This window comes from Enterobacter cloacae complex sp. 402C9, from assembly GCF_050030745.1.
Classification (GTDB): Bacteria; Pseudomonadota; Gammaproteobacteria; order Enterobacterales; family Enterobacteriaceae; genus Enterobacter; species Enterobacter intestinihominis.
The window spans coordinates 2,113,954-2,139,695 of record NZ_JBLGUW010000001.1; the positions used below are offsets into that span (position 1 = coordinate 2,113,954).

Below are 25,742 nucleotides of genomic sequence, written 5' to 3' on the forward strand. Positions count from 1 at the left end.
GCGGGGGTAGCCCGCGCACCTGTGTTAACCTGCAATTGCTAACCCTGCGGTCATATGCAAACCATAAAATAGCCCACGGCCAATCATTTCACCCCCCGCCACCAGCACGAAACCTGCAAACAGGCCGAGCGTTTTCGGTTCCTGACGACGAATAAGCGGACAGATCCAGCAGCCTAAACCCGCCGCCAGCAGCGCGATGCGCCATACCTGAAGCGAACCATAATCCGGCAGCAGGGCGTTAGCCTGCTGGATAGAACTCTGGATCGTCCCCAGCGTATTGCTTTGCAACACGACGACCGCCACGCAGGCGATGAGTGCCAGTACGCTGACAGACGCGGCAAGGGTACCTTTGTATGTCACGTTTGCGACCCGCAGCAGCAGCGCGGCCAGCAGCGGGCCAGTAAGAGCCATCGTCAGGAAGAAGGCCAACGTGGTGTAGCCCGTATACCAGGTCGGTACGGTATCGATCTGATAGACCCGGGTCATAGCCCAGACAAAAACGACACCCAGGAGCTGGCTGACAACCAGCCAGATTTTGCCTAAAGCTGGGGGCATTTTACCGATAACCGACACCAGCCACCAGAAACCGCCCACGGCAAAGAAGATCGAACCCGCCGCGATCTCATTACTCAGCGCTGACGTTCCCACGCGGTTAAGCGAGTTGAAGGCGCGCAGCGGGGAGCCAAGATGCAGTACCGAGGCCATAAACCCAATACCCATTACCAGCCAGAGAAAAAACAGGCTGCGCACGATGCGTATTCTGGCCTTGTCATCACGTTCATTCAGCCAGGCGAAGCCCATCACGATTAATGCGCCAGCCACGCACTGCCCGAAAACGGTGAAGATCACCAGCGGCCATTCATGCCATCCACTTCCCATCTCACACCTCCTTCGGGTTTGCCAGGTAGCCGGTGGTGTCACCCGTCGGACGGCTGTTGGCGTTAGGTTTAATCACAATACTCGGCTTCGTGAAGTGCGCAGACGGCAGCGGCGCGACCGCAGCAAGCTGGCCGTGTTTTTTGCGCAGCTCTTCAATCGGGCCTAAGTCCAGCGCGCGCAGCGGGCAGGACTCGACGCAGATGGGCTTTTTGCCGTCCGCCACGCGGCTGTGGCAGCCGTCGCACTTGGTCATGTGGCCTTTAGCCGCGTTATACTGCGGCGCACCGTACGGGCAGGCCATGTGGCAGTAGCGACAGCCGATGCAGACATCCTCGTTCACCACCACAAAACCGTCGTCTCGCTTGTGCATTGCCCCGCTCGGGCAGACCTTAGTGCAGGCCGGATCTTCGCAGTGGTTGCAGGCAATCGACAGGTAATAGGCGAAGACGTTCTGATGCCAGACGCCGTTATCCTCCTGCCAGTCGCCGCCCGCGTATTCATAAATACGACGGAAGCTGACGTCCGGGGTCAGATCTTTGTAATCCTTGCAGGCCAGCTCGCAGGTTTTACACCCGGTGCAGCGGCTGGAATCAATAAAAAATCCATACTGGGTTGTCATCGGTTAATCCTTATGCCTTCTCGATCTGCACCAGGTTCGTGTGCTGCGGATTGCCTTTCGCCAGCGGTGACGGGCGGTGTGTGGTCAGGGTATTGATGCAGGAGCCGTGATCGACACGATCGCCGTTCATGTTGGCGTCATGCCAGGCGCCCTGGCCCATCGCGCTCACACCAGGCATGATGCGCGGGGTGACTTTGGCGGCAATGCGCACTTCGCCGCGATCGTTAAACACGCGCACCGTGTCACCGTTTTTAATGCCGCGCTTCTCGGCGTCTACAGGGTTAAGCCACACCTCCTGGCGACAGGCGGCCTGGAGCACATCCACGTTGCCGTAGCTGGAGTGGGTACGGGCTTTAAAGTGGAAACCGAACAGTTGCAGCGGGAATTTGCTGCGCTCGGGCGCGTCCCAGCCTTCAAAGGTTGAGGTATAGACCGGTAGCGGGGTGATGGTTTCGTCTTTTTGCAGTTCCCAGGTTGCCGCAATATCCGCCAGCTTGCTGGAGTAGATCTCGATTTTCCCCGACGGGGTTTTCAGCGGATTGGCATCCGGATCGTCACGGAATTTTTTATAGGCCACAAAATGTCCATTTGGATCTTTGCGCTTATAAATACCCATTTTTTTCAGCGCGTCGTAGGACGGCAGCAGCGGATCTTTGGCAACCATTTTGGCGTAAAGGTAGCGCAGCCACTGCTCCTGCGTACGGCCTTCGGTGAATTTCTGATAGACATCCGGTCCGAGACGTTTCGCTACTTCGCTCATGATCCAGTAGATGGGCTTGCGCTCGAACTTCGGGGCGGTTACCGGCTGGAGGAAAATCAGGTATCCCATGTTGCCGGCGTAATCGTTGGGGATGATATCTTCCTGCTCAACGGTCATCAGGTCCGGCAGGACAATATCGGCATACTTCGCGGACGAGGTCATGAAGTTGTCGATAACGACGATCGTTTCGCACTTACTCTCATCCTGCAAAATGTCGTGAGTTTTGTTGATATCAGAGTGCTGGTTGATGATGGTATTACCCGCATAGTTCCAGATGAACTACCAGAAGACACAAAGAAGTCCCGCAGACCGCTATTCTTGGGCATACTGGGCAGGTAAGTCAACACTATTTGTGTCAGTATTAGCCACTTTGTGTCACCGTCAGTTGTCAGTAGATTGATGCTCCTACGTGGATTCTGAGAATCTGGCAGGGTCATTGTCCTGAAGATTTCACCACAGGGAATCTTTTAGATGACCAATAGGAGCGATAACGAGTGACCTTAGCGATAGCAGGATGAGTCTTAGGCTTTCGCATGGTCAATCCTCCACTCAGCGACACACAGGCACTCAGTGAGGAACTGGTCATACTCAGCCTCGCTCATGTCATAGATAGCTTTCTTCATGGACTCAAGACAATCCTCGTAGGCTCTCAACTGGCTCAACTCTAAGGGCGCTCCAGCGGCGATAGCTTTATGAGTCTTGATGAAACGCTGACGACGATTATTGAAAATCCCTAAGCTCCTCAGGTTATACTGAGAGAGGTCTGTAGGTTGCGGGATGTAGCGATTACTCATGGTCAGCCGCCTCAAGAGCCTTAACGTAACTCTCAGCACCTTCAGAGGTGAACGAGTTGAACGCCTGGGCGAACTTATCGAACTCATGAGGAGCCATCTCAGCAGGATTAATCCCGGTCAGGATGTAGGCCGCTTTGATACGGATAAAATCAGAAGGTGTGTTAATTAAGATTGACATAGTGTGTTTCTCCTTAAGTTGTTAAAAGACAGTCATAAAGGCTCTCCCTAAGAGTCTTGGGGAACGAGAGAGAGCCTTGAGTCTACCTCTTACGGATTGGTAACAGTCGCGCCAACGTCCAGACACAGCAGATGCTGAATGGTAGCGTCTACGGTATTGGTAGCGCCTCCAGTGGTTTCCTTAACGGAAGTCCACGCCTGAGCCAGCACATCCACAGCGCCAGTGATTTCAATTTCCCACGCCTGTTTAGACGGGTTACGAGTAGCCTGAACATGGAACTGTTTCCCAGAGCCATCTTTCAGAGACCGGAATGACAGACCCACAAGGGACTTAGGCAGGATATAAATCTTACCTTTGGTAGAGGTTGCCTCAGTGGTGTCATAGGTCATACAAGTGCCACCAATCAGCGCATTGAGAGCCTCAGGGCCGGAACCGTAGCCAGCACGTTGAGCAAGACGCTCCAGACACGGCGCAAGGTTTTTCGGAATGATGATAGCCGCATCAGACATATGGTCAGTAAAGCCAGTAGCCCGGATGTTCTCAGCAATCAGGTCGAGAATGGCATCAGCTTTAGCCGCCATGTCAGAGCCAGTCAGGACAGGTGTCTTGATGGTCTTCAGGGACGGTGACTTATCCAGCACCTCAACGATACCGGAACACATCGCCTCATTCATGTCATCGCAGGCCAGCTTAACGGCGGTCAGCAGTGAGCCAGTAGTGAAGCCAGCAGACATCTGGAAGGTGTCATAGATACGAGACACAGCACTAAACTGGATGCCATCGGTAACAGGGGTCATCATAATGGCCTGACCAGCTTCCAGCTTACCGGAACCCACAGAACCAGCGGGAGCACTGGAAGCGTCCACGAATCGCTTAGTGGAATCAAAATGAACGGTACGCTGTTTCAGTTGGTGCTTAGTGATTGGGGTAGGCTGAGTTCTCATCTCACGCCATTCACAATTGATACCAGTAGACAGCAGCGCATCTTTCCAGTCATCAGAGTTAAAGGTGTCATCCAGTGACTCTACCAGAGCATTCACGTAGTCTTCAGTCACCAGAGCCGGAGCGTCACCCATCAGGCCATCACCTTGACCGTCACGAGTAGAAAAGTTGATAGAGCCGCCAGTGTTATGCTCAGAGATTTCATAAGAGAGACCCTGAGACAGATTAGCAGCCTGACGAGCAGCAGCCTCTGAGGTCAGGAAAGCGGCCTGACGGTCTCCAGTGGTGTTATTGCCTTTACCCTGATTGATACCCATAGACTGTGAACCCGGCATTGCATCGTTTAAGTTACCCATAATTTATTCTCCTTCTATTCAATTGATTGAGACCCTGAGGAACACCCTCAGAGCCTTAAAGTTTCTTAGTGGTCAGCTATTAAAAGAGGCCGCCAGCACCACCCATCACAGAGCGAGCGCGTTTAATTTCAGCCTGACGATTAGCCTCACGCTCAGCGTTAGCCTTAGCGATTTGCTCAGGTGTAGCGAACTGGTCAGCGATACGTTGAGCCTCACGGTCAGCTTCCAGAGCGGCCTTGCGGTCAGCCTCAGCTTTCTCCTGAACGTATTCACCCAGAGCGTGAACATGTTGGCTGTAGCAACGGACAGGCAAGCCAGCATCCACGAGTTGCTTTAACACCCACACAGAATCGGCAGGTGTCATAGAGTTGAGCATGGGAACAATGACCAGTTCATCAAAAGCCTTGATAGTCCATTTCATTCCATGAGCAATCATTGAGCCTTTCTCTTTGTTTACTTCTGTAATACCTAATGTGATTCCGTATTTCATAGTATTTCTCCTTCTATTGATTGATGTTTATTAGTCAACCTGCAAGGCGCTCTCGCAGGCTTCAATAAGTTCGGGGTGTTCATGCTTCAATTGATTTACGGATGCCTCGGTGAGGGTCTGTATGCCGCCCATATTGGTCATTCCCTTTGTTGGGAAGGCGAGAAATATCTGGCGAGGTGTCAGACCAGTAATGGCACATATATCATCAATGAAGTAATAGCGGTAAGCTGTCGTCTTGTCTTTATTAACAAAAGACTTGACTTTGAATCGTAAAGTGGTGGACATATATTTATCTCCTTTTAATTAATGGATACTTTGAGAGCCTGGGCGGTCTCACGGGTTATCTTGGAAAGTTGTTGGTAATAACGGTCAGTCGCAATAACACCGTGTAGGTCACGCATGGTCTTGACTGAGATAATCTCCAGGTGGGTCAGGGCGTCAGCTACGAGCTTTCCGACCATGACAGACTCACCGTGTAGGGTGTTGAAGGCTGCAATCACTTGAGCTTCAGAGACACGGCCTGAGCGGAGCGCCATGCTAAGTTTCTTATTGTCATATCTACGTGGCGTCTTCATTCAGAGCCTCCTTATTCGATTAATTCGTTTATGCAGAAAGAAGCCCAGAGATTTACTCTAAGGCTCATTAAGTTCTTTTAGTTCGTTTATTGCTAAAGAACTCCTGACGATTGCCAAGAGTATTTTAAGGAGGAGACCATGAGTAGTGAAGGAGTTAAGGCTATGTCTGTAATCTTAATGTTTTTCTCATGGTCTCCCAATAGTGATGACAATTAAATTAGATACGCTCAAAACTGAGCACATCTTTTGATAGTCCTTTGAGTTTAAGGGCCAACTATCGACCCATAATGATTACCCGGATTAACCCACTTTCAGCGTGCAAATTTCACCGCTGGAACGCAGAGCTTTAACTCCAATTACGTCTCTTTAACCGAGAATGGGCATATTGGCGGTTATCTTTCTCCCGTTCTTTATGGTCAGCTATAAAGGTCTTAATATTCTCTTCAATAACAGACTCAGCAACTGCCACTTGGACAGCTTCAAGATTGGTCATTTCCATAAATGCTTTTGATACAGAGATTCCATACTCAAAATCTAACCATGAGGCAAAGTTACAGGCAGCAGCAGGAGATGCCAGCCATGAGGAACCTAATTCACCCATTCGAATAAGACGAATTTCATCTTTATCCCTGAGCCACTTTCCCGCCTTGGTCTTCGTGAATCGGTTAACCATTGTTGACTCATTATCTTCTACCTTGCCAATAGAGATACCTTCACGTCGAATCTCATCGAGACGGAACAGGCCATCTTGCGACTTAATGACGGTTCCAAAGATTGCTATTTGATATTCGTTATTCATAGTTGTTACTCCTTTTGTTTTGCCATCTGTTCCACCTGTCAGCCAGCACCAAGCGCCCACCATGAAGGGACAACCAGAGACAGCAGATGGCAAACAGAAAGAGGCTTGGATTGATAGAGGTCGTGGATTGACCGTCTGACAGAATCTTAGGGTTATTTTCTATAGTGATGCTGATTGTTTATACAGTGGCTCCTGAAGAGATAGCTTTTAGGGAGCTTCCCCAAAGTGATGACAATTAATCCATAGGCAATCTTAATGATGCCTCTACAGATAAGGGAACACAGGCAGAGTAATTTAATATTGAAACTATTAGTGTGGTAACTACCTCGCTGGTCATCACTTGAATTAATCATTCAACTCATAATGATAACATTAAGTAACTATCTTGAGGCTGACCCAGAGACCTACGCAGACAACCAGCAGATAACCAACTCAGTCCAAGGGAAACTAAGCGAGTCTCAATGAATCAATAGGTTAGCTCGTAGAGGTGACACAAGTGAACTATAGGTGACACAAGCCCACAGCTATAAGGAATTTGTCTGATATCGTTACGTTGTCACAAAGTGATTCGCAGAGGGAGCCACTGGCGGGCGCTATGGGGGAAGCTGGCGAGGCGCTCTTTATTACATGACCACAGAGATTTTTCTGTAAGATTTTCATTGAGACCCTCTTAGACCATAGGCAGCTCAGTTAAGGCTTACAGGCTCCCAGGGACTCATTGAGGGTGGAGGTTAGTTAACCATTACCACTATTCGCTCTCAATGATATCTAAGCGAGGGCTTATAGACCAGATGTCGCTAAGGAATCCAGCAGAGGCTACGTGTGGTCTTAAAGAGTCTTAGAGTTATTAATCTCTTAATATGGTCTTATAACCATTCATCAAGGAACTTGAGATTAAACTTTAAGAGTCTCTAAAAGGTCTCTCAAGCACATCAACGAAAGCAGGTCTAAAGAGTGGTCTCACCCGTCTCTTAGATTGTTCCTGTTCGCTGTCTCATAGCTCGCTTAGGTCTCGCAGATGTCTCCCGTTGCTACAATAGGTTGTCTCTCACACAGAGCCTACACGGTCAATCTTCTGAGTCTCTAAGGTCATGGCCTTGAGGATGCTTGCAAAGTTAACCCCTTTTTATTTGAGGTGTCTTTGAATAGGGGCAGACACAAAGATTTCTCAGTGAGCCTCTCCCCATAGTGATGACAATTGGTTTCTCTTGACAAGCATTAAGATTCTATATTCTTGCTAACGCACTATGAGTGAAACCTTCAATGCTTCTGCCAGTCTTCCCACAGCGTGACCCTTACCGTAAAGGTCAAAGGCCAGCGATTGAGAGCTATGACCAAGAACCCCTTGAGCGTCTGTAAGATTCACGCCAGCGGCTTTCATTGTCCCTGTCAGTGTATGGCGCAAGGAATGGAATGTGAGATTCTCTGTTTCTCCCAGAACGCTCTTACGGTAGACATTGTTGAACCATTTGGACGCCCCAGCACTACTCATGCCCAAAATAGGCTTATCAGCATCCAGACCAGCGACCCACGCTTTGAACTCTTCAAGGTCGAACCCGTAAGCGCCATCGGTAAGTGGAACCAATCGGATTGAACTTTTGTTCTTCGTGGTCTTGCCATCGTTGGTATTTATATCAATGACAGTAAACCCGGAGTCTTCACGGATATCTTTCGGCGTTAACTGAGCCAACTCACTGACACGAGCACCAGTAATAGCACCCAGCGCCACCAGATAACGCTGACCGTCATTCTCAGTTGTTGTAAGCGCTTCGGTAAGCATCGCCATTTGTTCACCAGAGAACGGCTTACGCTGGCTCTCAGCCCCACGGAGTTTAAGACCTGTACTGTAATCTTTGGATATATGACCGTTCATCACTGCCCAGCTAATAACCGTGGATAGTTTGGTCAGGAGTTTATTGATAGTGGTGGCAGCAAATTCATCATCAACAAGTGAATCCCTGAGCGCCACAAGTTCAGCCCTTGAATAATCCGCAAGGTTCAGGCCATCAGTGAAACGGCATAGGGTGTTATATGATGAAGTTAAATCCGCGATACTGGATGCTTTCAGGTTCACTTTATGTTCAGACAAATAAGCGTCTGAAAGCTCGCGGAAAGTTACAACCACAGGAGCAACTATAGAGCATTGAGCAGGAGAGGGATTAACAGGAGCATCCCCGCGCTGTTCTTCAAGTAATCCTATCAGAGCATCAGCCTTGCCGTTAAGACGCCCTTGGGACGCTTTGAGCATCTTCACGGCCTCAGTGATGGCTTTATGCTGGTCAATGGTCAGGCTCATGGTTGCCGCTATATGGCGCAGGTTAATCATTGTCTCCTGACACTGGTCAATGAAGATATCAGACTCTCCCGCTTTGACACTCTGACTCAGCCAATCAGCCGCCACATCCTTAATGCGCTCTCTGAGTTCTTCGAGTGTGGCTTCTGGCTGGTCGAGAGAGAACAGCTTTATTGTTTGCTGGATTTTAATCATGAACCGTGTGGCCTCAGAATAGCTGTCAGATTGGGAGGAGATTGTCATGTGGTTTACCGGGGAGCCTGTCCTTCTGATTCGGATATGGTAATACTTTGAGTTGCTCTTTTTGAATACTGATGTTTGTAACATTGTCTCAGCCCTTCTGATTTTGTGTCAGGATGGGGCTTAGAACTTTCCGGTAATTCTATGAAACTTAAGTATTAACAGTAAGTTAATTGCTTATTGGTATTAATACCTAAGTTCCAGATGAACTTGATCGGCACATCCAGCTTATCCTTACCGCGTACGCCGTCGCGCAGGGCGGTCATCTCCGGTCCACGCACGATGGCATCCGTCCAGCTGAAGCAGGAGATTTGCGTTTTCACAGGATTTTCCGGCAGCGGCATACGTTCGATGGTGATGGTGTAGGTCGATTCGCGCGCGCCGCTGTTGCCGCCGTTAATGCCGACGTTGCCGGTCAGGATCGGCAGCATGGCGATGGCGCGGGATGTCTGCTCGCCGTTGGCCTGACGCTGCGGGCCCCAGCCCTGGCAAATGTAGGCCGGTTTTGCCGAACCGATTTCACGGGCCAGCTTAATGATGCGATCGGCAGGAATGCCTGTAATGCGCGACGCCCATTCCGGGGTTTTCGCGGTTTTGTCATCACCCTGGCCGAGAATATAGGCTTTGTAATGACCGTTAACAGGTGCGCCTTCCGGCAGGGTTTTTTCGTCATAACCTACGCAGTATTTATCGAGGAAGGGCTGATCGACGAGGTTTTCATTAATCAGCACCCACGCAATACCTGCCACCAGTGCGGCATCGGTGCCCGGACGAATCGGGATCCACTCGTCTTCGCGGCCTGCGGCGGTGTCGGTGTAGCGCGGATCGATAACGATCATTCGTGCGTTAGACCGTTCACGTGCCTGTTCAAGGTAGTAAGTGATCCCGCCGCCGCTCATGCGCGTTTCTGCCGGATTATTGCCGAACATCACCACCAGTTTGGTGTTTTCGATATCCGATGTACTGTTGCCGTCGTTGCTGCCGTAGGTGTAGGGCATTGCGCAGGCGATCTGCGCGGTGCTGTAGGTGCCGTAGTGGCTGAGGAAGCCGCCGTAGCAGTTCATCAGGCGTGCCACCAGCGAGGCGTAAGGGGAGGAGCGGGTGATATTGCCGCCGACAATTCCGGAGGAGTAGTTAATGTAGACCGCTTCGTTGCCGTATTTTTCGACCACGCTTTTCAGGCTCGCGGCGATGGTGTCCAGCGCTTCTTCCCAGGTGATACGTTCAAACTTGCCTTCTCCGCGTTTGCCCACGCGTTTCATCGGATAGTTCAGACGGTCTGGATGATTAATGCGACGGCGAATTGAACGGCCTCGCAGGCAGGCGCGAACCTGATGGTTGCCGTAAACATCCTCGCCGGTATTATCCGTTTCAACCCAATAGACTTCGTCATCGCGAACGTGCAGACGTAGCGCGCAGCGGCTACCGCAGTTTACCGAGCAGGCGCCCCAGACGACTTTATCTTCCGCTGGCTGAATAGCGGTCTGCACTGCGGCGGCGGCGCTTTTCAGACCAAAAGGCAATGCGATCCCACCGGCGGCAAGCGCCAGAGATCCTATGGCAGTAGATTTAACCAGAGTTCGACGGCTTATCCCGTCGTGATGTTCAACTTCGGACATAACTCACCCCATCATTGTTAATAATTATTTTCACCCGTGACTACAACCGGGCTAATGATGGGGGGAGTGTTACTTATTTAGAGGTATTAAATATTAATCCTCGTCAACTCAGGGGAATTGAGTGGGAAAATCATTGCGGCTCAGCGGGTGCATTCTCCTGCGTACCTGCACCGCTTACCGGGTAGTTTCCGCTACTGGTGCGAGTGTACAAAATTTTGAAAGTATCGTTGGCGCAATGCCCAACGACCTGCGCATCCGGCTGGTCCGCCTGATCGTTCGGCACGATGTTCAGGGTAAAGCCAGACTCCGGTACGCCGTTGTTGATAATTTTCTGCTGAATGTCGCTTTTCACGCGCTCGCAGGAGTCCGGGGCCGCAAGAATAGCAGGTGAAGCACTCATTAACAGCAGGGCGGTAATCCAGGGTAACCGTTTCATCTGTAGCTCCTTTTCACTGTGTAGACTGTAAGCATAGCAGGGTTAGGGTAAGCTTTTGTTTTTGTGTCTCTCTTTCTGAATTGTCCTGGAGCCCCGCCTGCGTCATAAAATAAATTGCGAATAATGGTGCTGATTGTCTACCAGATAAGAAGGCAGGGTGCGTTTTGATACCTCTTGCCTGACCAGTTTCCGGTCTCGTCCCCAGATATCTTCGGCGTTGGTGATAACCTTCATAATATGTTCCGGGTTATTAAATTCCGGCAGATCGTATTCGGTATGAGAAATGGTAGACATTTTTTCGGAAATTCTTTCTGGGGTCATTACCCAGGAGAAATGCCAGCCGCCATCTTTCACAACCTTATTATTGATTTTTAGCCAGTTCCATTTAAACCATGACCAGTTTTTATCTTTGCGTGCCCGCTTCCAGTTTCTGAAAGATTCAGGCTCACCGTGGAAGAAATGCTTAAGGTTGTAATAGGACGTCGCGCGGGGCAAGGTACATTTTCTCGGCGTACCATCCATGTTGTGAACCTGAAGATTAAACTGATAGTTGAACACGTTTTGATGAATAGTCGTGCAGAGCGCGCGTGGATTAATGGCCCTGACCGTCTCGGGAGAGAAAATTTCATCAACGTCTGACACCAGAATCAGATCGTCGTCTGCCGCGTCTTTTAACCCATTCATAATGGAGTTGCGAAGCGCTGCTTCATTTGCCCAGGCATCAACCTGGTTATTGTCAGCACTGTTTAAAATAGGCTGCGCGTCAAAAGGCACGTAAATAATTTTGTCTCTGAATTTGGCAAACTTCGTAATATCGAAATGTAATTCTCGCGGTATGCCCGTAAAAGAGTGTGTTGCTTCTACAATGACAAAACGGTCAACGACATCAGCGAGCGTATGTAATCTGATGTCGAGCAACATATCTTCGTCATAGTACAAAAAACAGTCGTAAATCATGATGTTAACCCGAAAATTTAAGAATCTAATTTTATAATAATGTGGAATTTTCCGCGCCCAAAGTAGCCACTTTGGCAGGTCTCGTCAATGCAAATGACGGATTTATACAGCGTAAAGAGTCAAATGAAGTGCTGTTATGTAAGTTGCTGTATTTGCTAATATGATTGTATCTCTCTCTGAACGGTAAATGATGTGAATAAATACGCAGCGATAACGCTACTGGCAACGGTACTGGTGGGATGTGACAACAACACCGCGCCGCTGTCATTTACGCCGGAGATGGCGAGCTTTTCGAACGAGTTTGACTTTGACCCTCTGCGCGGGCCGGTGAAAGATTTTACCCAGACGCTGTTGAACGATAAGGGTGAAGTCTCTAAACGCGTGACCGGAACGATGTCGTCGGAGGGGTGTTTCGATACCCTTGAACTGCACGATCTGGAGGCTAACACGGGCGTTGCGCTGGTGCTGGATGCTAACTACTACGTCGATGCGGAAACCCAGCAGCAGAAGGTGAAGTTGCAGGGAAAATGTCAGCTGGCGGAACTGCCGTCTGCCGGCCTGACGTGGGACACCGACGATAACGGGTTTGTGGTTGCCGCGCACAGCAAAGAGATGGAAGTGAAGTACCAGTATGACGCCGACGGCTACCCGCTGGGTAAAACCACGGTCTCCGGCGACCAGCGATTATCGGTCAAAGCGATGCCGTCGAAAGATCTGCGTAAGCGCATGGATTATACGGCGGTAAGCCTGTTGAACGATAAACCGATGGGCAATGTAAAGCAGAGTTGCGATTACGATCGCCACAACAACCCGGTGAGCTGTGAGCTGGTTATCGTCGATGACAGCGTTAAACCTGCCATTGAGCGCAAGTACACCATCAAAAACAGCATTGAATATTATTAAGAATAATACCGCGCAGGTTACTGCGCGGTGGGTTTAAGCAGGTTGGCGGAGGAGGATTTATGCCCGGCCAGATGCTGATGCTGGAAAATGCACATGCGGATGGTGTTACGGTATTCGCCATTAATAAAGAACTCATGGATCAGTTCACCTTCCACCATAAAGCCGAGCTTACGGTAGATATGAATCGCTTTTTCGTTCTCTTTATCGACGATGAGGTAAAGCTTGTAGAGATTCAGGACGTTAAACCCATAATCCATCGCCAGCTTTGCCGCCCGCGACGCAAGACCTTTCCCCTGGTGCTCCGGTGAAATAATGATCTGAAATTCCGCCCGACGGTGAACATGGTTGATCTCAACCAGCTCAACCAGCCCGGCTTTCTCACCTTCGCACTCCACCACAAACCGGCGTTCACTTTGATCGTGGATATGCTTATCGTAGAGATCGGACAGCTCGACGAAGGCCTCGTAAGGCTCTTCAAACCAGTAGCGCATCACGCTGGCATTGTTGTCGAGCTGGTGGACAAAGCGTAAATCTTCGCGCTCCAGCGGACGGAGCTTTACGTCACACGGCATCGACATTACGGTGCTACCGTGCGGCCAGTGCGACGATCCAGACAGCGCAGGGTGTTAGGCTCCCAGTAAGCGTTGACGTCGGCACTTTGCTGGCATTTGTCGCGGGCATCAAACGCGACGTCTTCTTTATCCCACTCTTTTTCCACGCGCTTATTCACTTTCTGACGCAGGCTGCGGGTGTCATTCCATTGTTCTTTGTCCATGGCGGCGTTCTGGCGGCTTTGCGCGCTGTCACCAGACTCAATGATGAGTTTGCTGGTTTCGGCTGATGCCGTTGCGGCGAAGGCGAACGAGGACAGCGCCAGTGCGGCTGTCAGACAAAGGCGTTTGCTTAATGTAGTCATAGCGTTTCCTTTAAACTGGTGCAGACAATCGGATTACCCCGTTGGATTCTACACCAATCCGAAAGGGTGTCATACCCGCGCGGCAGGTATGGGAACGATGAGAGCATTATCGCGTATGATGTCTAAATCAATCCTCACGAAACGAGAAAAATGTTCAAAACGACGCTGCTTTTTTTCGCGACCGCGCTGTGTGAAATCATCGGATGCTTTTTGCCGTGGCTCTGGCTAAAGCGGGGCGCTTCCGCGCTGCTGCTGATCCCGGCGGGTGTGTCTCTGGTCCTTTTCGTCTGGCTGCTCACCCTGCATCCGGCCGCTAGCGGGCGGGTTTATGCGGCCTACGGAGGGGTGTACGTCTGTACTGCGCTGCTGTGGCTGCGCTTTGTCGATGGCATCAGGCTAAGCCTGTATGACTGGGCAGGCGCGCTGGTTGCCCTGTGCGGCATGTTGATCATCGTGGCCGGCTGGGGACGCGCATAGTCGTCCTCATAGTGTGATCGCCCACTGATTTTTCGATCGTTATACTTGTATGGTAGTAGTGTAGTTGCGTAAATTTCCTGCATCACAACGAGCGATGTAAGGAAATGGATTATGAAGATTGTCGGGGCTGAAGTATTTGTCACCTGCCCGGGGCGTAACTTTGTCACCCTTAAAATCACCACCGATGAGGGCATTGTCGGCCTGGGTGATGCCACGCTTAACGGACGTGAACTTTCCGTTGCCTCCTACCTGAAAGATCACCTGTGCCCTCAGCTGATTGGCCGCGATGCGCACCGCATCGAAGATATCTGGCAATTCTTCTATAAAGGCGCGTACTGGCGTCGTGGCCCGGTCACCATGTCAGCGATTTCTGCCGTGGATATGGCGCTGTGGGACATCAAAGCGAAAGCCGCGAAAATGCCGCTCTATCAACTTCTGGGCGGAGCCTCCCGGGAAGGGGTGATGGTTTATTGTCATACCACCGGGCACACGATTGACGACGTACTGGAAGATTATGCCCGTCATAAAGAGATGGGCTTCAAGGCTATTCGCGTGCAGTGCGGCGTGCCGGGTATGAAAACCACCTATGGTATGTCTAAAGGAAAAGGGCTGGCGTATGAGCCTGCAACCAAGGGCGACTGGCCGGACGAGCAGCTTTGGTCCACCGAGAAATACCTCGACTTCACGCCGAAACTGTTCGACGCAGTGCGCAGTCAGTTCGGCTTCAACGAACATCTCCTTCACGACATGCACCATCGTCTGACGCCCATCGAAGCGGCGCGATTCGGCAAAAGCATTGAAGAGTACCGCCTGTTCTGGATGGAAGACCCGACTCCCGCTGAAAACCAGGAGTGTTTCCGCCTGATCCGCCAGCACACCGTCACGCCCATTGCGGTGGGGGAAGTGTTCAACAGCATCTGGGACTGCAAGCAGCTGATTGAAGAGCAGCTCATTGACTATATCCGCGCCACCATAACCCATGCGGGCGGCATCACCGGGATGCGTCGCATTGCTGACTTTGCCTCACTCTACCAGGTGCGCACCGGCTCACACGGCCCGTCGGATCTGTCGCCGATTTGCCACGCCGCGGCGCTGCATTTTGACCTGTGGGTACCGAACTTTGGCGTGCAGGAGTATATGGGGTATTCAGAGCAGATGCTGGAAGTGTTCCCGCACAGCTGGCGCTTCGATAACGGCTATATGCACCCGGGCGACAAGCCAGGGCTGGGCATTGAGTTTGATGAGAAGCTGGCAGCGAAATACCCGTACGAACCGGCCTGTCTGCCGGTGGCCCGTCTGGAAGACGGCACCCTCTGGAACTGGTAAACGAGGAGCGAATAATGAAAAGCGTAGTGATCCAACAGCCGAATGCGCTGGTGATTGAGGAGCGTCCTCTCCCGTTGCCGGGCGCAGGCGACGTCCGCGTCAGAATTAAACTCGCCGGTATCTGCGGTTCAGACAGCCATATCTATCGCGGGCATAACCCGTTTGCGAAATACCCGCGGGTAATCGGTCACGAGTTCTTTGGCGAAATAGACGCGGTTGGCGAAGGTGTGGAGAGCACCCGACTGGGCCAGCGCGTGTCTGTTGATCCGGTGATCAACTGCGGACACTGCTACCCGTGTTCCGTCGGAAAACCGAACGTTTGTACCTCGCTGGTGGTGCTGGGCGTCCACCGTGACGGCGGCTTCAGCGAATACGCCGTCGTGCCGGCGAAAAATGCCTGGCACATTCCGGATGCGATCCCTGACAAACACGCGGTGATGGTTGAGCCCTTCACCATTGCCGCCAACGTGACGGGGCAGGCGAAACCCACCGAACAGGACGTGGCGCTGATCTATGGCGCAGGCCCGATGGGGCTGGTCACCGTGCAGGCGCTAAAGGGCGTTTACAAGGTGAAGCAGGTCATCGTGGTGGATCGCATTGATGAGCGGCTGGGGATGGCGCAACGCAGCGGCGCAGACTGGGTCTTCAACAACAGCGAGCACTCGTTACAGGCCGCGCTGGATGAAAAAGGCATCAAGCCGACGTTAATCATCGATGCTGCCTGTCATCCATCCATTTTGCAGGAAGCGATTACGCTGGCGTCTCCGGCGGCGCGCATCGTGCTGATGGGCTTCTCCAGCGACCCGAGCCAGATCGTGCAACAGGGGATCACCGGCAAAGAGCTGTCGATCTTCTCTTCGCGCCTGAATGCCAACAAATTTCCGGTGGTCATTGACTGGCTGGAAAAAGGGCTGATCGACCCTGAAAAACTGGTCACCCATACATTTGACTATCACCACGTTACAGACGCCATCGAACTGTTTGAAAAAGACCAGCGGCAGTGCTGCAAAGTCTTGCTCACGTTCGACCAATAATAATTCACGCGGTTAAGAGCCTGCGAAGACAGGCTCTCAGTGGTACGCATCTTACCTTGCAGAGATAGCCATTATGACTCAAGCACAACCTCAAAGAAGTACGTCAGACCTGGTGAAAGCCGCCGTATCCGGCTGGCTGGGCACCGCCCTGGAGTTTATGGATTTTCAGCTTTACTCCCTTGGCGCCGCGCTGGTATTCCATGAAATTTTCTTCCCTGAACAATCCGCGGCCATGGCGCTGATCCTGGCGATGGGGACCTATGGGGCAGGCTACATCGCGCGTATCGTCGGGGCATTTATCTTCGGCAGAATGGGCGACAGAATTGGCCGCAAAAAGGTGCTGTTTATCACCATCACCATGATGGGGATCTGCACCACCTTAATCGGCGTCCTGCCAACCTACGCGCAGATCGGGATTTTCGCACCGGTGCTGCTGGTGACGCTGCGCATTATTCAGGGGCTGGGCGCGGGGGCAGAAATCTCCGGCGCAGGTACCATGCTGGCGGAGTACGCGCCGAAGGGTAAACGCGGCATCATCTCCTCGCTGGTGGCCATGGGAACCAACTGCGGGACGCTGAGCGCCACGGCGATCTGGGCCGTGATGTTCTTTGCCCTCGATCGTGAAGAACTTATTGCCTGGGGCTGGCGCGTGCCGTTCCTCGCCAGCGTGGTGGTGATGATCTTCGCCATCTGGCTGCGTATGAACCTTAAAGAGAGCCCGGTGTTTGAGAAGGTTAACGACGCTGAAACCATTGCGCCGGTTGCTGCGCAGGATACCTCATTAGGTGCGATGTTTAAGAGCAAATCGTTCTGGCTGGCGACGGGGCTGCGCTTTGGTCAGGCCGGCAACTCAGGTTTGATTCAGACTTTCCTTGCCGGATATCTGGTGCAGACGCTGTTGTTTGATAAGGCGATCCCAACCGATGCGCTGATGATCAGTTCGATTCTCGGCTTCCTCTCCATCCCGCTGCTGGGCTGGCTGTCCGATAAAGTGGGGCGCCGTCTGCCGTATATCCTCCTTAACATTTCAGCCATTATTCTGGCTTACCCGATGCTGTCGATTATCGTCGATAAGAGTTACGCGCCGGGCGTGATTATGCTCTCTATCATCGTTATTCATAACTTTGCGGTGCTCGGGCTGTTCGCGCTGGAAAATATCACCATGGCAGAGATGTTTGGTTCGCGGAACCGCTTTACCCGCATGGCCATTTCGAAAGAGGCGGGCGGGCTGGTAGCCGTAGGCTTTGGTCCGGTGCTGGCGGGGATCTTCTGCAACATGACCGGGTCCTGGTGGCCGATTGTGGTGATGCTGGTGGCGTACTCGCTGATTGGGCTGGTCTCCGCGTTGCTGATGCCGGAAGTGCGCGACCGCGATTTGAGTGAAGCCGAAGATGCTGCGGAGGCTCCTCATAAGGACTCGGTAGCCTACGGCGCGCTCTCTTCACGCCGCTAGTGGTTTACATCTTGCGTTACCTGTCACACAACTTTTTACTGATGTCACACCACATGGCGAAAAGTTAATGTAAATCAAGATCTGAAAACGATGTATCAGTATGGTTAATGGCAGCGTTTTTTGACTCCGACTGCCATTCTAGTTGGTGTAGTCAGCAGGCGCTGCCGCTCTTAAAAGGAAGCGGCAGTGGATCACAGCTTTCATTAATTAACGAGTCTCAATCATGGAAAACCGGTTATTACAGGCGAAGGCAACGCATCCTCAATACGATCGCGACAGCCTCAAGGCACGCATTGTTCATTTAGGGTTTGGCGCGTTTCACCGTGCGCACCAGGCTGTGTACACCGATATACTCGCCGCAGAACAGGGCAGCGACTGGGGTTACTGCGAAGTTAACCTGATTGGCGGCGAACAGCAGATCGCCGATCTGAAGGCACAGGATAACCTTTATACCGTGGCAGAGATGTCTGCCGATGCGTGGACGGCGCGCGTGGTCGGCGTCGTCAAAAACGCGCTGCATGCGCAGATCGACGGGCTGGAAACCGTGCTGGCGGCGCTGTGCGAGCCGCAGGTCGCCATTGTTTCCCTGACCATCACCGAGAAAGGATATTGCCACTCCCCGGCAACCGGACAACTGATGTTCGATCATCCGTTAATCGTTGCAGACCTGCAAAACCCGCATCAGCCTAAATCTGCGCCGGGCGTGGTGGTTGAGGCGCTGGCGCGTCGCAAGGCGGCGGGGCTACCGGCATTCAGCGTGATGTCATGCGATAACATGCCGGAGAACGGCCACGTGATGCGCAATGTGACCTGTGCCTACGCGCGCGCTGTTGACGGCGAACTGGCGGACTGGATCGAAGCGAACGTCACCTTCCCGTCAACCATGGTGGACCGCATTGTGCCCGCCGTCACGGCTGATACGCTGGATAAAATCGAACAGCTGACTGGCGTACGCGATCCGGCAGGTGTCGCCTGCGAGCCGTTCCGCCAGTGGGTGGTGGAAGATAATTTTGTTGCCGGACGTCCCCAGTGGGAAAAGGCCGGTGCGGAGCTGGTTTCTGATGTCATTCCGTTTGAAGAGATGAAGCTGCGAATGCTTAACGGCAGCCACTCGTTCCTGGCCTATCTCGGCTATCTGGCCGGTTATCAGCACATTAACGACTGCATGGAAGATGAACATTATCGCGCAGCCGCGCATGCGCTGATGCTGATAGAGCAGGCGCCGACGTTGAAAGTGCGGGGCGTGGATTTGGGTCGTTATGCCGACCAGCTGATTGCGCGTTACAGCAATCCGGCCCTGCGTCACCGCACCTGGCAAATCGCCATGGACGGTAGCCAGAAATTGCCGCAGCGCATGCTCGATTCCGTGCGCTGGCACCTTGTTCACCAGAAACCCTTCCCGTTGCTGGCCCTCGGCGTGGCGGGCTGGATGCGTTATGTCGGCGGTGTGGATGAGCAGGGTAACGCGATTGAGGTGAGCGATCCGCAGCTGGCGGTGATTCAGGCGGCGGTAAACGGTAGCGCTGAAGGTGAAAGCCGCGTTAGCGCGCTGTTGGGCATTGAGGCTATTTTCGGTAATGAGCTGCCGAAGGACACGGTATTCGTGGCTGCCGTCATGCAGGCCTATCAAACGTTGCTGCAAAAAGGCGCGAAGGCCACGGTTGCTGAGTACGCAGCCCGGCTTTAACGCTTTGACATGCCGCCGTTCGCGGCGGCATGTCGGGGCACAGCTTAGTGCATCCCCAGGCGAATCAGCTCAATCGGTTCGAACTTACCTTCGCATCCTTCCACTTCAACCGTTTTACCACGACGCACCTGCTCGGCATTAAGGCCGTCGCTGTGGATCGCTTTAATCACGCCGAACTGACCTGTGCCGCTAATCATGACGCGGCTGCCAGTGGTGATTGCATTTCGGTTACGGTCGTATGTCATCATGGTATTTTCTCCTCTCGCACTTATCCGTTACGGCGCTAATTCAACGGCTGCCGTTCACGGGGCACTATTAATACGCCTCTCTTAAACAGAATTATTTGCTTTTGATCAAGCTCACACTTTTTTCTTATTTCCTGATGGCGTTGACGGTTCAGGACACCGCTTTACAAAGCGGACAGTTATTTTCCTTAATTGATAGTTTCCAGACGCAAGTGTTTAGGCTTTGTTTATATCCACAATGCCATTCTGGAGGCAGAAAATAACCCTTCATCGGAAAAGGAGTCAGGCTTATGTATAAGAAAATTTTGATGCCTGTTGACGTGTTTGAAATGGATCTAAGCGATAAAGCGGTACGCCACGCGGTCAACCTCGCGAAATCGGAAGGCGCGACGATCACCCTGGTCAACATTCTCCCTAACAGCAGCCGTTCGTTACTGCGGGGGTTCAATGCCGATATTAAGAAGTTCGAAGAGTATATGACCGCCGAGTCGGATAAGAAGATGAAGGCACTGAAACGGCTCTTTGATATGTCCCCGGAAAATATTGATTGTGAAGTACGTTTCGGCAACGTACGCGATGAAATCATCCAGCTCAGCAAAGAGGGGAAATATGACGTTATTGTTATTGGATCAAGAAACCCGAGCATGACAACACATCTGCTGGGCTCGAATGCTGAAACTATCCTGCGCTACGCCACTATTCCGGTATTAGTGGTCCGCTAATCACTTCGCCGCAACCGAAAGGGGGCAGCGAAGCTTTATTCTTCGCTAAACCACTCGCGGTTTTCCTGACGAATTAACTGAACTGACTCGCTAATTTCCTGAAGGTGAAGCGTCATCGCTTTATCTACGGCTTCCACGTCGCGTTTTTCCAGTGCGCTGAAAATATCGTGATGCTGGCGCAGCAACATCTCTGGCGGAGAAACATGGTCGAGGCTCATGTAGCGCACGCGGTCGATGGTAGCTTTGATGTTTTCGACGGTATCCCACGCGAGCTGGCACTCGGCGATCTGCGCCAGTTTCTGGTGAAACTCGTCGTCCAGCTGGAAAAAGTCGTTCAGCTGTTTGCGGTCGATGGCAATGCGTTGCTGATGCAGGTTTTGCTCCAGCAGGTAGCACTGGTTATCGTTGATGAGCGACGCGGCGCGACGCACAACGGCGCACTCAATGGCCTGGCGAACAAAACAGCCATTCCGTACCTGCGAAAGCGAAATTTTATTTACATAGCTGCCGCGCTGAGGGCGGATCTGGATAAGGCCGTTTTCTGCGAGCTTAATAAACGCCTCGCGCACGGGCTGACGGGAAACGTCAAAACGTACCGAAACCTCTTTTTCTGAGAGTGGCGTTCCCGGTGGGATCAGGCAGCGAACGATATCACGGCGTAAGATGCGATAAATTTGCTGATTTACAGGCTGGGTAGGATTAAGTTGCGATTCAGCGGCCATGGGTTGTGATTTCTCAGAGAGTTAACCTGAACATACTACCATTCTTTTACCCGTCATCACATACCCGGCCCGCAGGCCGGGAAGGGTGAATTACCCGCGATGCACGCTGAGTCCGGCATAGGTCTGGCTGACGGGCATCATCTCAACCGTGTTGATGTTGACATGCTTCGGCAGCGTCGCGACCCACCAGACGGTTTCGGTGATATCTTCCGGCGTCAGCGCATTCGCATTTTCATAGGTTTTATCCGCTTTCGCGTCATCGCCTTTGAAACGCACGTTGGAGAATTCCGTTCCACCGACCAGACCCGGCTCAACATCGGTCACGCGGATCGCGGTACCGTGCAGGTCGGTGCGCAGGTTCAGGCTGAACTGGCGTACAAAGGCCTTGGTTGCGCCATAGACGTTGCCGCCCGCGTAAGGCCAGCTGCCTGCGGTGGAACCGATATTAATGATATGACCACGATTACGTTCAACCATGCCCGGCAGCACGGCGCGGGTCATGTACACCAGGCCTTTGTTGTTGGTGTCGATCATGTTCTCCCAGTCTTCGACGTTGGCTTTGTGGGCAGGCTCCATGCCCAGCGCCAGGCCAGCGTTATTGACCAGCACGTCGATTTCACGCCATTCGGCAGGCAGGTTGGCAATCATCTCTTCAATGGCGGCGCGGTTGCGCACGTCCAGCTGTGCGGTCAGGATGCTGTCGCCCAGCTCGTCTTTCAACTCCTGGAGACGCTCCTGACGACGACCCGTTGCAATCACCTTATGTCCGTTGGCGACGAAGCGACGCGTGATGCTTTCACCAAAACCTGCTGTCGCCCCGGTAACTAATATAATCATCTCACTGTTCCTCAACGCTTTTTGTGTTGTACTACCATAGCACGCACTCGGGCACATCGTTAAGGCAACATTTGTATGACGCCATTGCAGGCCGGAGCAGGCTGGCCTACTCTGGTGAGAAATACCGTGCTCAGGAGTAAACGATGTCGGTCAACAACCCTTTCTTTGACGTTAGCCTGCTGCCTTATCAGGCTCCGCGTTTTGATGTGATAGAAGACAGCCACTATCGCCCGGCGTTTGATGAAGCAATGCGCCTCAAGCGTGCAGATATTGACGCGATTATCGCGCAGAGCGCCGTGCCGGACTTCAACAACACCGTGCTGGCGCTGGAAAAGAGCGGGGCCATGCTGTCGCGCGTCAGCAGCGTGTTCTTCGCCATGACGTCCGCACACACCAACGATTATCTTCAGGCACTGGACGAGCAGTTCTCCACCGAACTGGCCGGGCTGGCGAACGATATCTGGCTAAACGATACGCTTTTCGCCCGCGTGGAAGCCGTCTGGCAGGATCGCGACACGCTGGATGCCGAATCCCGCCGACTGACGGAGGTGACGTATCAGCACTTTGTTCTTGCGGGCGCGCGTCTGAACGCCGATGAAAAAGCCGAGCTGAAAGCCCTGAATACCGAAGCCGCCACCCTGACCAGCCAGTTCAACCAGCGCCTGCTGGCGGCGAATAAGGCGGGAGGGCTGGTGGTGGATGATGTTCACCAGCTTGACGGACTCAGTGCGGAGGAGATTGCTGCCGCGGCTCATGCTGCCGCAGAAAAAGGGCTGACGGATCGCTGGCTGATCCCGCTTCTGAATACCACGCAACAGCCCGCGCTGGCGGCGCTGTCTTTGCGCGAGACCCGTAAAAAGCTGTTTAGCGCGGGCTGGGAACGCACTCAAAAAGGCGACGAAAACGATACGCGCGACCTGATCCGTCGGCTTACCGCGTTGCGGGCAAGACAGGCGCAGCTGCTCGGCTTTGACAACTATGCCAGCTGGAGCATTGCCGATCAAATGGCGAAAACGCCGGATGCCGCGCTCGAATTCATGCGCGGGATAGTTCCTGCGGCGCGCAGCAGGGCCGCGCTGGAGCAGGCGGATATTCAGAAGGTCATTGACGACGAGCAGGGCGGTTTTACGGTGCAGGCCTGGGACTGGGCGTTTTATGCCGAACGCGTGCGTTCAGCGAAATACGCGCTGGATGAGTCGCAGATCAAACCCTATTTCGCGCTCAATACCGTGCTGGAAGATGGCGTATTCTGGACCGCCACGCAGTTGTTCGGTATCCGCTTTGTCGAGCGTTTCGATATTCCGGTTTATCACCCGGACGTTCGCGTGTGGGAGATTTTCGACCACACGGGTGAAGGCATGGCGTTGTTCTACGGCGACTTTTTCGCGCGTGATTCCAAAGCGGGCGGGGCGTGGATGGGGAATTTTGTTGAGCAGTCTTACGAGTTTGCCGCGCGTCCGGTGATTTATAACGTCTGCAACTATCAAAAACCAGCGAACGGGCAGACTGCGCTGATCTCCTGGGATGATGTGATTACCCTGTTCCACGAGTTTGGCCATACGCTACATGGCCTGTTTGCCAGCCAGCGCTATGCCACGCTTTCAGGCACCAACACGCCACGTGATTTCGTTGAATTCCCGTCGCAGATCAATGAACACTGGGCCAGCCATCCGCAGGTGTTTGCGCACTTTGCCCGCCATTATCAAACCGGCGAGCCGATGCCGGATGCGCTGCGGGAAAAAATGCTCAATGCGACCCAGTTTAATAAGGGTTATGACATGACGGAACTGCTGAGCGCCGCGCTGCTGGATATGAACTGGCACGGCATTCATGAGCCCATTGAAGACGTGGAAGCCTTTGAAGCCGCCGCGTTGAAAAAAGAAGGGCTGGATCTTCCAGCCGTACCGCCGCGCTATCGCAGCAGCTATTTTGCTCATATCTTCGGCGGCGACTACGCGGCGGGCTATTACGCCTATCTCTGGACGCAGATGCTGGCGGACGATGGCTATCAGTGGTTTGTCGAGCAGGGTGGTTTAACGCGCGAAAACGGACAGACATTCCGCGAGGCGATTTTGTCCCGCGGGAACAGCACTGATTTAGCTGAACTTTACCGGAACTGGCGCGGGCACGATCCGAGGATCGAACCGATGCTGGAGAATCGTGGATTGAGTGCTTAAGGGCTTTTTAGTGTGGAAACAGAACCGGGCGCGATGCCCGGTTTTTTGTTCGATTTTTTCTTCCCCGAAACTCCTCCAAATTCCTCCCCAAAATGAATCCTTGAATTCTGCGAAATTTGCAGGATAACTTTCTTATGGCTGACCCTATATATCAGGGCGAACGACTGGGCAGCTTCCTGCTGCGCCAATGAAGAGGGAATTAATTGTGGAACGTACCCGGGGCTGGAGTGGCGCTGCCTGCGAGGAAAGGTGAATAGGCTGCCCAGTAAATAAAGAGGTTATGGAAACTTGAATACATTACAGTTCATCAGGATTGTTCGATACGCTGATCCCGATCTTGATCAGACTTAAAATCATCAATGCCAGTACCATTGCCACGATAGTAGAGATGATAAGCGTTGTCATAAAGGCCCCCTTTGTGAGTATATCTTTTAGACTGTTTGAATCAAAAAATGTTCCGAGTCCTAAAAAATATATGACATTAGACAGGAATGTATTGTCTGCTAAATGAAAAAAAAGCCTACGCCAGGTAGGCAATACTGATAATTCCTAATTGTTTTAATAATGCTTGTTACTGAAGGTTATCCGCAGTGTTGGTAGAAGATATTGAAGCTTATAGATACTTCCTGGCTGCATCTAATATTTCCTGAGATGTAAGCTCTCGATCTGATGCAACATAGACAACTTCATGGTCACCTGTTAAAGAGGGAAAACCGGCTGACATTATCGGAAGGTTTATCCCTTCTCCATTAGGGTATTGTTCGCGTATTGATGTCACGCCCTTAAGTACGGTGATTACTTTACCTGGTTTACCATTAAAGAAAATAATTACTTTTTTCATGTATCACCATGTATTTCAGGGGGTTTTATGGCCCGGGGTTGTTCGAAAGGGGTTGATTTATTGACGTTTAGTTACCTCTTTCGAAATTAAAACAAGCAATATTCTGCCTTAACGTGTACTGTAGCAGTCCATTTGTACTGGAGAAGCTTATGTCTGCACGTAAAAACACGCAATTCCGCCGAAATTATTTAGTCAAATGCCCTTGTCCAAACTGCACAAGAGACTCGGAGCATAGTTACAATCGTGTACAAAAGGGAGCTCAACTGGTTTGCCCTTACTGCAACGCGTTGTTCAAATCCCCTCAACATTACTAAAAAATCTCATATAATAACTAAGAAGTGATGCTTTTGGAGGCTGCCTAACCTCTTACGCACTTTAATATTTTATAAGCAGTTAGTTTCTGCTTTGAGACTATTCATGCAGCAGTCCTGCATTTCATCACATCGGTCAGCAAATTTGACGGTG

28 protein-coding genes and 2 pseudogenes are annotated in these 25,742 nt (G+C 52.0%); 9 read left to right on the top strand and 21 right to left on the bottom strand.

What is annotated here, in order from left to right:
- Nucleotides 1-24: 24 nt before the first annotated feature.
- The 14 genes and pseudogenes from ACQG1K_RS10155 to ACQG1K_RS10220 all read right to left on the bottom strand — a co-directional run bounded on the left by ACQG1K_RS10155 (nt 25) and on the right by ACQG1K_RS10220 (nt 11,937).
- On the bottom strand, nt 25-879 hold the full coding sequence (locus ACQG1K_RS10155; RefSeq protein ID WP_096217039.1) for a dimethyl sulfoxide reductase anchor subunit family protein: 855 nt from the start codon (nt 877-879) through the stop codon (nt 25-27).
- A 1-nt stretch (nt 880) separates the two neighbouring features.
- A complete protein-coding gene (locus ACQG1K_RS10160; RefSeq protein WP_063929058.1) occupies nt 881-1,498 on the bottom strand; it encodes a DMSO/selenate family reductase complex B subunit in 618 nt (205 codons plus the stop codon).
- A 10-nt stretch (nt 1,499-1,508) separates the two neighbouring features.
- Nucleotides 1,509-2,537: pseudogene (locus tag ACQG1K_RS10165) on the bottom strand (molybdopterin dinucleotide binding domain-containing protein); the annotation flags it as partial.
- Nucleotides 2,538-2,779: 242 nt separating this feature from the next.
- Complete coding sequence (locus tag ACQG1K_RS10170) at nt 2,780-3,052, bottom strand: hypothetical protein (RefSeq protein ID WP_367075165.1); 273 nt, start codon at nt 3,050-3,052, stop codon at nt 2,780-2,782.
- Nucleotides 3,045-3,230: a hypothetical protein gene (locus ACQG1K_RS10175; protein ID WP_367075163.1), complete on the bottom strand. Its 186-nt coding sequence runs from the start codon at nt 3,228-3,230 to the stop codon at nt 3,045-3,047. Before ACQG1K_RS10175 ends, ACQG1K_RS10170 begins: the two co-directional genes overlap by 8 nt.
- Nucleotides 3,231-3,319: 89 nt before the next feature.
- Complete coding sequence (locus ACQG1K_RS10180; protein ID WP_367075161.1) at nt 3,320-4,528, bottom strand: hypothetical protein; 1,209 nt, start codon at nt 4,526-4,528, stop codon at nt 3,320-3,322.
- Nucleotides 4,529-4,607: 79 nt separating this feature from the next.
- Nucleotides 4,608-5,018: a hypothetical protein gene (locus ACQG1K_RS10185; RefSeq protein ID WP_367075159.1), complete on the bottom strand. Its 411-nt coding sequence runs from the start codon at nt 5,016-5,018 to the stop codon at nt 4,608-4,610.
- Nucleotides 5,019-5,048: 30 nt separating this feature from the next.
- Nucleotides 5,049-5,303 carry a hypothetical protein gene (locus ACQG1K_RS10190; protein ID WP_367075157.1) on the bottom strand — a complete coding sequence of 85 codons (255 nt, stop codon included), beginning with the start codon at nt 5,301-5,303 and terminating at the stop codon, nt 5,049-5,051.
- Nucleotides 5,304-5,317: 14 nt separating this feature from the next.
- The gene (locus ACQG1K_RS10195) at nt 5,318-5,593 is read right to left on the bottom strand and encodes a hypothetical protein (RefSeq protein WP_367075156.1); all 276 of its coding nucleotides are present in this window, start codon (nt 5,591-5,593) and stop codon (nt 5,318-5,320) included.
- A 346-nt stretch (nt 5,594-5,939) separates the two neighbouring features.
- A complete protein-coding gene (locus ACQG1K_RS10200; RefSeq protein ID WP_367075154.1) occupies nt 5,940-6,392 on the bottom strand; it encodes a hypothetical protein in 453 nt (150 codons plus the stop codon).
- 1,237 nt (nt 6,393-7,629) lie between these two features.
- On the bottom strand, nt 7,630-8,928 hold the full coding sequence (locus tag ACQG1K_RS10205; RefSeq protein WP_367075152.1) for a tyrosine-type recombinase/integrase: 1,299 nt from the start codon (nt 8,926-8,928) through the stop codon (nt 7,630-7,632).
- A 179-nt stretch (nt 8,929-9,107) separates the two neighbouring features.
- Nucleotides 9,108-10,544, bottom strand: a pseudogene (locus ACQG1K_RS10210) (DMSO/selenate family reductase complex A subunit); the annotation flags it as partial.
- 130 nt (nt 10,545-10,674) lie between these two features.
- Nucleotides 10,675-10,980: a DUF1161 domain-containing protein gene (locus ACQG1K_RS10215; RefSeq protein WP_006808860.1), complete on the bottom strand. Its 306-nt coding sequence runs from the start codon at nt 10,978-10,980 to the stop codon at nt 10,675-10,677.
- Between the two features lie 102 nt (nt 10,981-11,082).
- Nucleotides 11,083-11,937, bottom strand: coding sequence for a beta-1,4-mannosyl-glycoprotein beta-1,4-N-acetylglucosaminyltransferase (locus tag ACQG1K_RS10220; RefSeq protein WP_023306114.1), 855 nt, complete (start codon nt 11,935-11,937; stop codon nt 11,083-11,085).
- Nucleotides 11,938-12,129: 192 nt separating this feature from the next.
- On the opposite strand from ACQG1K_RS10220, the gene ACQG1K_RS10225 reads away from it, so the two are divergent.
- Entirely contained in the window at nt 12,130-12,840 is a 711-nt protein-coding gene (locus tag ACQG1K_RS10225) for a YnfC family lipoprotein (protein WP_058676697.1), read from the top strand.
- A 17-nt stretch (nt 12,841-12,857) separates the two neighbouring features.
- Here ACQG1K_RS10225 and speG read toward each other — a convergent pair whose 3' ends face one another.
- Nucleotides 12,858-13,418 (bottom strand): spermidine N1-acetyltransferase, encoded by a 561-nt coding sequence (gene speG, locus ACQG1K_RS10230; protein ID WP_023300006.1) that lies wholly within the window; start codon nt 13,416-13,418, stop codon nt 12,858-12,860.
- The gene (locus ACQG1K_RS10235; RefSeq protein ID WP_045621668.1) at nt 13,418-13,756 is read right to left on the bottom strand and encodes a DUF1283 family protein; all 339 of its coding nucleotides are present in this window, start codon (nt 13,754-13,756) and stop codon (nt 13,418-13,420) included. Before ACQG1K_RS10235 ends, speG begins: the two co-directional genes overlap by 1 nt.
- Nucleotides 13,757-13,906: 150 nt before the next feature.
- On the opposite strand from ACQG1K_RS10235, the gene ACQG1K_RS10240 reads away from it, so the two are divergent.
- The 5 genes from ACQG1K_RS10240 (at nt 13,907) to ACQG1K_RS10260 (ending at nt 19,733) form a co-directional block, all read left to right on the top strand.
- Nucleotides 13,907-14,233: a YnfA family protein gene (locus tag ACQG1K_RS10240; protein ID WP_023300008.1), complete on the top strand. Its 327-nt coding sequence runs from the start codon at nt 13,907-13,909 to the stop codon at nt 14,231-14,233.
- Nucleotides 14,234-14,344: 111 nt separating this feature from the next.
- Entirely contained in the window at nt 14,345-15,559 is a 1,215-nt protein-coding gene (manD, locus tag ACQG1K_RS10245) for a D-mannonate dehydratase ManD (protein ID WP_165716121.1), read from the top strand.
- Nucleotides 15,560-15,573: 14 nt separating this feature from the next.
- Nucleotides 15,574-16,593 (top strand): Zn-dependent oxidoreductase, encoded by a 1,020-nt coding sequence (locus tag ACQG1K_RS10250; protein WP_108367509.1) that lies wholly within the window; start codon nt 15,574-15,576, stop codon nt 16,591-16,593.
- Nucleotides 16,594-16,666: 73 nt separating this feature from the next.
- Nucleotides 16,667-18,046 (top strand): MFS transporter, encoded by a 1,380-nt coding sequence (locus tag ACQG1K_RS10255; protein ID WP_045621671.1) that lies wholly within the window; start codon nt 16,667-16,669, stop codon nt 18,044-18,046.
- A 223-nt stretch (nt 18,047-18,269) separates the two neighbouring features.
- Nucleotides 18,270-19,733, top strand: coding sequence for a mannitol dehydrogenase family protein (locus ACQG1K_RS10260; protein WP_032624328.1), 1,464 nt, complete (start codon nt 18,270-18,272; stop codon nt 19,731-19,733).
- Nucleotides 19,734-19,777: 44 nt separating this feature from the next.
- Here the strand turns inward: ACQG1K_RS10260 and ydfZ are convergent, their stop codons facing one another.
- Entirely contained in the window at nt 19,778-19,981 is a 204-nt protein-coding gene (gene ydfZ, locus ACQG1K_RS10265) for a putative selenium delivery protein YdfZ (RefSeq protein ID WP_003857405.1), read from the bottom strand.
- 287 nt (nt 19,982-20,268) lie between these two features.
- Here ydfZ and ACQG1K_RS10270 point away from each other — a divergent pair, with 287 nt between their 5' ends.
- On the top strand, nt 20,269-20,700 hold the full coding sequence (locus tag ACQG1K_RS10270) for a universal stress protein (RefSeq protein WP_023300013.1): 432 nt from the start codon (nt 20,269-20,271) through the stop codon (nt 20,698-20,700).
- A 35-nt stretch (nt 20,701-20,735) separates the two neighbouring features.
- Here ACQG1K_RS10270 and ACQG1K_RS10275 read toward each other — a convergent pair whose 3' ends face one another.
- On the bottom strand, nt 20,736-21,422 hold the full coding sequence (locus tag ACQG1K_RS10275) for a GntR family transcriptional regulator (protein WP_003857403.1): 687 nt from the start codon (nt 21,420-21,422) through the stop codon (nt 20,736-20,738).
- A gap of 90 nt (nt 21,423-21,512) precedes the next feature.
- Entirely contained in the window at nt 21,513-22,259 is a 747-nt protein-coding gene (gene ydfG / locus ACQG1K_RS10280) for a bifunctional NADP-dependent 3-hydroxy acid dehydrogenase/3-hydroxypropionate dehydrogenase YdfG (protein ID WP_038415990.1), read from the bottom strand.
- 143 nt (nt 22,260-22,402) lie between these two features.
- On the opposite strand from ydfG, the gene dcp reads away from it, so the two are divergent.
- The gene (gene dcp, locus ACQG1K_RS10285; protein WP_367075144.1) at nt 22,403-24,436 is read left to right on the top strand and encodes a peptidyl-dipeptidase Dcp; all 2,034 of its coding nucleotides are present in this window, start codon (nt 22,403-22,405) and stop codon (nt 24,434-24,436) included.
- A gap of 297 nt (nt 24,437-24,733) precedes the next feature.
- On the opposite strand, the gene ACQG1K_RS10290 is transcribed toward dcp, so the two are convergent.
- Both ACQG1K_RS10290 and ACQG1K_RS10295 read right to left on the bottom strand, forming a co-directional pair.
- Nucleotides 24,734-24,841, bottom strand: coding sequence for a YnaM/YnfT family protein (locus ACQG1K_RS10290; RefSeq protein WP_022647993.1), 108 nt, complete (start codon nt 24,839-24,841; stop codon nt 24,734-24,736).
- Nucleotides 24,842-25,049: 208 nt separating this feature from the next.
- The gene (locus ACQG1K_RS10295) at nt 25,050-25,277 is read right to left on the bottom strand and encodes a hypothetical protein (protein ID WP_071788017.1); all 228 of its coding nucleotides are present in this window, start codon (nt 25,275-25,277) and stop codon (nt 25,050-25,052) included.
- Between the two features lie 149 nt (nt 25,278-25,426).
- Here ACQG1K_RS10295 and ACQG1K_RS10300 point away from each other — a divergent pair, with 149 nt between their 5' ends.
- On the top strand, nt 25,427-25,591 hold the full coding sequence (locus tag ACQG1K_RS10300) for a YnfU family zinc-binding protein (protein WP_213083702.1): 165 nt from the start codon (nt 25,427-25,429) through the stop codon (nt 25,589-25,591).
- Nucleotides 25,592-25,742 lie beyond the last annotated feature (151 nt).

Coding starts and splice junctions, on each gene's coding strand:
- ACQG1K_RS10180 (WP_367075161.1), bottom strand. CDS start 4,528: ATGGGTAACTTAAACGATGCAATGCCGGGTTCACAGTCTATGGGTATC.
- speG (WP_023300006.1), bottom strand. CDS start 13,418: ATGTCGATGCCGTGTGACGTAAAGCTCCGTCCGCTGGAGCGCGAAGAT.
- ACQG1K_RS10160 (WP_063929058.1), bottom strand. CDS start 1,498: ATGACAACCCAGTATGGATTTTTTATTGATTCCAGCCGCTGCACCGGG.
- ACQG1K_RS10175 (WP_367075163.1), bottom strand. CDS start 3,230: ATGTCAATCTTAATTAACACACCTTCTGATTTTATCCGTATCAAAGCG.
- ACQG1K_RS10195 (WP_367075156.1), bottom strand. CDS start 5,593: ATGAAGACGCCACGTAGATATGACAATAAGAAACTTAGCATGGCGCTC.
- ACQG1K_RS10200 (WP_367075154.1), bottom strand. CDS start 6,392: ATGAATAACGAATATCAAATAGCAATCTTTGGAACCGTCATTAAGTCG.
- ACQG1K_RS10190 (WP_367075157.1), bottom strand. CDS start 5,303: ATGTCCACCACTTTACGATTCAAAGTCAAGTCTTTTGTTAATAAAGAC.
- ACQG1K_RS10250 (WP_108367509.1), top strand. CDS start 15,574: ATGAAAAGCGTAGTGATCCAACAGCCGAATGCGCTGGTGATTGAGGAG.
- ACQG1K_RS10220 (WP_023306114.1), bottom strand. CDS start 11,937: ATGATTTACGACTGTTTTTTGTACTATGACGAAGATATGTTGCTCGAC.
- ACQG1K_RS10235 (WP_045621668.1), bottom strand. CDS start 13,756: ATGACTACATTAAGCAAACGCCTTTGTCTGACAGCCGCACTGGCGCTG.
- ACQG1K_RS10215 (WP_006808860.1), bottom strand. CDS start 10,980: ATGAAACGGTTACCCTGGATTACCGCCCTGCTGTTAATGAGTGCTTCA.
- ACQG1K_RS10155 (WP_096217039.1), bottom strand. CDS start 879: ATGGGAAGTGGATGGCATGAATGGCCGCTGGTGATCTTCACCGTTTTC.
- ACQG1K_RS10295 (WP_071788017.1), bottom strand. CDS start 25,277: ATGAAAAAAGTAATTATTTTCTTTAATGGTAAACCAGGTAAAGTAATC.
- dcp (WP_367075144.1), top strand. CDS start 22,403: ATGTCGGTCAACAACCCTTTCTTTGACGTTAGCCTGCTGCCTTATCAG.
- ACQG1K_RS10290 (WP_022647993.1), bottom strand. CDS start 24,841: ATGACAACGCTTATCATCTCTACTATCGTGGCAATGGTACTGGCATTG.
- manD (WP_165716121.1), top strand. CDS start 14,345: ATGAAGATTGTCGGGGCTGAAGTATTTGTCACCTGCCCGGGGCGTAAC.
- ACQG1K_RS10300 (WP_213083702.1), top strand. CDS start 25,427: ATGTCTGCACGTAAAAACACGCAATTCCGCCGAAATTATTTAGTCAAA.
- ydfZ (WP_003857405.1), bottom strand. CDS start 19,981: ATGATGACATACGACCGTAACCGAAATGCAATCACCACTGGCAGCCGC.
- ACQG1K_RS10255 (WP_045621671.1), top strand. CDS start 16,667: ATGACTCAAGCACAACCTCAAAGAAGTACGTCAGACCTGGTGAAAGCC.
- ACQG1K_RS10260 (WP_032624328.1), top strand. CDS start 18,270: ATGGAAAACCGGTTATTACAGGCGAAGGCAACGCATCCTCAATACGAT.
- ydfG (WP_038415990.1), bottom strand. CDS start 22,259: ATGATTATATTAGTTACCGGGGCGACAGCAGGTTTTGGTGAAAGCATC.
- ACQG1K_RS10270 (WP_023300013.1), top strand. CDS start 20,269: ATGTATAAGAAAATTTTGATGCCTGTTGACGTGTTTGAAATGGATCTA.
- ACQG1K_RS10275 (WP_003857403.1), bottom strand. CDS start 21,422: ATGGCCGCTGAATCGCAACTTAATCCTACCCAGCCTGTAAATCAGCAA.
- ACQG1K_RS10170 (WP_367075165.1), bottom strand. CDS start 3,052: ATGAGTAATCGCTACATCCCGCAACCTACAGACCTCTCTCAGTATAAC.
- ACQG1K_RS10205 (WP_367075152.1), bottom strand. CDS start 8,928: ATGACAATCTCCTCCCAATCTGACAGCTATTCTGAGGCCACACGGTTC.
- ACQG1K_RS10185 (WP_367075159.1), bottom strand. CDS start 5,018: ATGAAATACGGAATCACATTAGGTATTACAGAAGTAAACAAAGAGAAA.
- ACQG1K_RS10240 (WP_023300008.1), top strand. CDS start 13,907: ATGTTCAAAACGACGCTGCTTTTTTTCGCGACCGCGCTGTGTGAAATC.